A 4,003-nucleotide genomic window follows, 5' to 3' on the forward strand; every position below is an offset into this window, starting at 1 on the left:
GATTTCATTGGATGCAATTTTTGGGGGCGCCCCTATGGGCGTCAGGAGCGCTTAGGCTCTTCTGCGCGTGATGCGTTATATCACCTAATCTGCACCATAAGTGCGATGAGACGATCCGCGTCATCAACCTGCGACTTCGGCCTGACGCTCTTCGGGAGGGAGCACTTTCCGACTGGCCTGCAAGCAAGGGCGTGTTCCAAGCGCATGTGCCCAACTTTGCCCGCAGCGGATCGGACTTTTCTGAAATAGATGACACTACGCGCCGTCAGCGGCGGCGGCTTTCGTTAAAACTCTGTTGGCTCCCACAAGGAGGATAATTTCCCCGCCCTGCCCATCCCGCATCTGAGTACTTACGGGAGCGAGAATAACAGGACCGAGCTGGAGAGTTCTGCAGTCGAAATAGATTGCAATTCCGCAGAATCTAGTAAATAAGCCGCTCGTCCATCTGAAAGTTCAACTCATGGCTCTCAAAGCAAGCCGCGCACTACGTGGCACAAAAGCCTTAGCGCGTGCGTTTCTTGATGCTGCAGAAGCCATTTCGGCAGACAGGCGCTCGGCTGTCGTGAAGGGTGCTCTCGCTTCCATTCGCGACGAGCTAAAAGCGAATCGCGAAGTTGAAAGCGGTGGCAACAGCGCATAAATTCAACCCAAGAAAGATGCCGGGTCGCTCAACAAAGGTGAAGACGATCGCTTCTCGTAAAGCGAAAGCCGCATAAGTCGAATGGCTAAACCCACGGCGGATGAAGGAATCGTAGTGTCGTCGGAGCAGCCGACGTTGATCCCCGTTGATATCGCCTAGCTTCAGCGGAGCAGCTAACGAAACATGCATGGCCATTCGAAGCTCAATCCTTTGCCTGGCACTTGAACTTCTGAGGCCACCTGGGGCAAATGTTATGCCTCAAAGGTTCTAAGGATAGTCGACTATGTCAAAAGCCTTCATTGCCTCCGTGTTGCAAGACTCTGCTGAGCTCACCGGCGTCGCTGCAAATCGGGCGGCGGCCGACCTCATAGATGCCATTGTTAAAGAGCTGAAGACCTCTGGTGGCTTTACCCTGCCCAGCTTTGGCACGTTTCGCGTCGCCAAGACAAAGGCCCGCAAGGCGCTCAACCCGCGCACAGGCGAGCCCGTCAAAGTCAAAGCCGGCAAAACCGTTAGGTTCAAAGTTTCGCCTTCGCTCAAGAAGCTGGTGTAGCGGCCGATTTCCGGCCAGATCTGCCACTACGCTTCAGACCGTAGTCAGCCTTCCGTGCGAGGAGTCCCCTCCTCGACATGGCCTGCGTCGCTGACCGCTTCCCGGAAGCGGCCAATGGCGCAGCGCGGCACATCGCGTATTATAAATACAGCGCCATCCGGAATGGATGTCGACCATGTGCTGGGCGATGCGAGGCACCGTGGCTTCCCCGTCAGGAACCGAACGCCCCGACCTGGACGAGCACCGCGGAGGTTCCTCAGCGACGCAGCGATCTCGCGTCCCACGAGATAGATCGGCGTCTCATGCGCCTCAAACACTGTGCGAAAGGGCACCCGCTCGTCGACCTTGATTTGAAGGTCAACCATGTCTCGCATGGCAGCAATACTGCCATCGACAGCCCATATATCCTGGCAGAGTGCGCGCAGCGCCTGCTCTGCTCCGAGAGGAAACACCCAGCAGGTTGCCGGGCCGAGCCACGCCCCTCCGGCCCGCCTCGCGCGATACGGCAGTGCCGGATGATAGGGCGCCTCGAGTTCGAGCCGTGCCGCAGTGGCTCTTATGACAACCATGTCAGGTTCTCTTCTGAACTGGTCGAATCCTAGCCGTCTCCTCGTTGCACGCCAACTGTGATGTCAGTGCAACCCGATGAATTCGCTGAATCAATCGCGGCCGAGAAATCAACCATACGAATCTGCTGCTACAGCTCGCGTGTCGCAGACGTCGGGCGCGATGTTGCGTATACGCTAGCCAGTCATCGCCGATGTGCAGATCGAGGGACCCCTTCCGGACACGGCCAACCATGGTAAGTTAGGCGATGGTCATCCATTCCCCTTCGTCCGTTGATGCCTTTACAGCGCCGGAGCGCGACATCATTCGGCGTGAACTCGGTCAGCACTTCGGTAGCTTCCCCTCCGTGGCAGAAGGCATGTTCCTGCGTATCTGGCGTGGAGGGCCTTTGGCCGGCAAGCCGAAGCTTCCTCCCGCGATCCAGACCATGATGGCCCGCGGTCTGGTAGAGATCCAAACGGACCGGGGCATGCCGCGAGCCTTCTTCACCCAAGCGGGGCTGGCCGCGCTGCGCCAACTCGCCAAGGATCGCCGACTTCTGGATCCCGTGCGTTACGCCCATATTCGGCACGAACTCGGTTTGCAGACGGAACAGGCTGCGGCTGCCGAGTGATCGACTGTCCCATCTGTTCAAGCAGATCGCGACAGGTTCCCATCCATCATATAGCGCATCTCGGTCAATGCACGTAGCCTATGGGCGACGACAAGGCCGGCCGTCGCCAGCCCGTTCAATCAATCCACGACTCGAACGTAGCCTTCGGCAAACGGGCGTGGCGCTCGATGTCTGCGTACGCGTCGTTTGGCCACAGGCGATTCCGCCTATGCGGTCGCATGCCGCTCTTGCTCGGCGCGCTACTCCTGAACGTCCCTGGCAGTGCGCGCCATCTCGCGTGTCTGCTTCACCGAGGCGAGCCATCGTTCGGTACGCCCCAGCCGCTCGCAGATAACCCGCGTTGCAAGTCCGTTATCCAGGAGCTGCCTGGCGCGCACTTGGGCGCTTACATCTTCCGTAGCCAGAGCGGTTCGAGGTGCAGTGACGGCTGATAGAAGAGCGACGGCCCGGTGAGTGGCATTGTCCCGCTCTGCCTTCTCTTTTTCCAAGAGCTCATAGAGCTCGCATACCCGAACACCAAGTCTTCTTGCCGCCTGCTTTATCGGCGTATGTTCCTCGTGGACTAGTTCCCACGCTCGGGTCGTCGTCGCCATGTTCCTCCGGCCTGCCACTGTTGCTGAGATGAGTCCTCCTGCCACGTCGCTCGTTGAACATCAACAATTGCTTTATTGCCCGACGGTCCCGGATGTGGAGGAGGGGCACGGCCGCCGCGAGCGAAGCGCGATCGTCTGAGTGCGACAGGGATGAAGACGAGAGCCGCGTCCCGTGTGGCTGGCCGCAGCTATGCCCAACCCCGCGGAACGTTGGCAACGGCGTTGATGCAGCTGATCGACGCGGCGCGTTAGAATGTCATCTCAATGTCGGGCGGGACCCAGCATCTCTGAACAGTTCAAGGCAATTCGCCTTGCCGCTCGGGACACGCCGAGACCTGCAAATTCACCGAACACGCCGCATGGAGGATCCTCGGTTCAGCGCGGAGAGACAAGCGCTGACTTCTCTATGCAGCATGCGCGCATGAGGCTCTGCCGAGTGGCGCCGAAGGCCGTCGTCCTACAAGCGAAGCCGCCCGCCCGTTGCCATTCCGCGCAAAACTGCGCGCGATCACCGGCTGCTCGCGATGGTCACGGAAGAAGTCGCAGTCCGGATCATGGTCCGGCGAGGGCGGCCTGCCCGAGGGGTGGCGGCGGATATGAGATTCCAAACTGGCACAAGGATCGGGGCAGCCACGAGGTCAGGCAGTCGCACAAGAAACCAGACGCCAGGCCCCGCATTTTGATGCGTCCGCACAACGGCCGCACCAGCGGTCTGGCCCTGGATTCCTGCCAACGGCCGAAACCTTCCCGCTATGCGCGGCCCTCTTGCGCCGACAACTCCCTCAGCCCCTCCAACTTCCCGCACGGAGACGCCTTCAACATCGCTCAGTCTCTCTTTGACCTTGCGAGCAGAGGCTCAAGCAGATCGGTGCGAACGGGCGAAAAATTGGCGCAAGGAGGCTTCGTTCGCACCGATCACCGGCAGGCTGACGAGAGAACCAGTCTGCTGAGGGTATGAAAATGCCGATACCGCATTCGCCTTTGCGCGCCACAAGGGTGCGTCGCGAGCGCTCCCGCCTGCTCCGCAGGCGCCCTTG

At 59.8% G+C, this 4,003-nt stretch carries 4 protein-coding genes; 2 read left to right on the forward strand and 2 right to left on the reverse strand.

Annotation, left to right across the window (positions count from 1 at the left end; genetic code table 11):
• Positions 1 to 595: 595 nt before the first annotated feature.
• Positions 596 to 835: a hypothetical protein gene (locus GSQ92_RS29725; protein ID WP_159014930.1), complete on the reverse strand. Its 240-nt coding sequence runs from the start codon at positions 833 to 835 to the stop codon at positions 596 to 598.
• 88 nt (positions 836 to 923) lie between these two features.
• Here GSQ92_RS29725 and GSQ92_RS29730 point away from each other — a divergent pair, with 88 nt between their 5' ends.
• Complete coding sequence (locus GSQ92_RS29730) at positions 924 to 1,193, forward strand: HU family DNA-binding protein (protein ID WP_158803407.1); 270 nt, start codon at positions 924 to 926, stop codon at positions 1,191 to 1,193.
• A gap of 44 nt (positions 1,194 to 1,237) precedes the next feature.
• On the opposite strand, the gene GSQ92_RS29735 is transcribed toward GSQ92_RS29730, so the two are convergent.
• Positions 1,238 to 1,762, reverse strand: a complete 525-nt coding sequence (locus GSQ92_RS29735) for a hypothetical protein (protein ID WP_159014932.1) — start codon at positions 1,760 to 1,762, stop codon at positions 1,238 to 1,240.
• 245 nt (positions 1,763 to 2,007) lie between these two features.
• Here GSQ92_RS29735 and GSQ92_RS29740 point away from each other — a divergent pair, with 245 nt between their 5' ends.
• Complete coding sequence (locus GSQ92_RS29740; RefSeq protein ID WP_159014933.1) at positions 2,008 to 2,373, forward strand: hypothetical protein; 366 nt, start codon at positions 2,008 to 2,010, stop codon at positions 2,371 to 2,373.
• The last annotated feature ends 1,630 nt before the right edge of the window (positions 2,374 to 4,003 follow it).

The sequence above is a fragment of the Acidisoma sp. S159 genome (genome assembly GCF_009766125.1).
GTDB lineage: Bacteria > Pseudomonadota > Alphaproteobacteria > Acetobacterales > Acetobacteraceae > Acidisoma.

Excerpts from the sequence above, each read along its gene's own strand:
- GSQ92_RS29740 (WP_159014933.1), top strand. The coding sequence starts at position 2,008 with ATGGTCATCCATTCCCCTTCGTCCGTTGATGCCTTTACAGCGCCGGAG.
- GSQ92_RS29725 (WP_159014930.1), bottom strand. The coding sequence starts at position 835 with ATGGCCATGCATGTTTCGTTAGCTGCTCCGCTGAAGCTAGGCGATATC.
- GSQ92_RS29730 (WP_158803407.1), top strand. The coding sequence starts at position 924 with ATGTCAAAAGCCTTCATTGCCTCCGTGTTGCAAGACTCTGCTGAGCTC.
- GSQ92_RS29735 (WP_159014932.1), bottom strand. The coding sequence starts at position 1,762 with ATGGTTGTCATAAGAGCCACTGCGGCACGGCTCGAACTCGAGGCGCCC.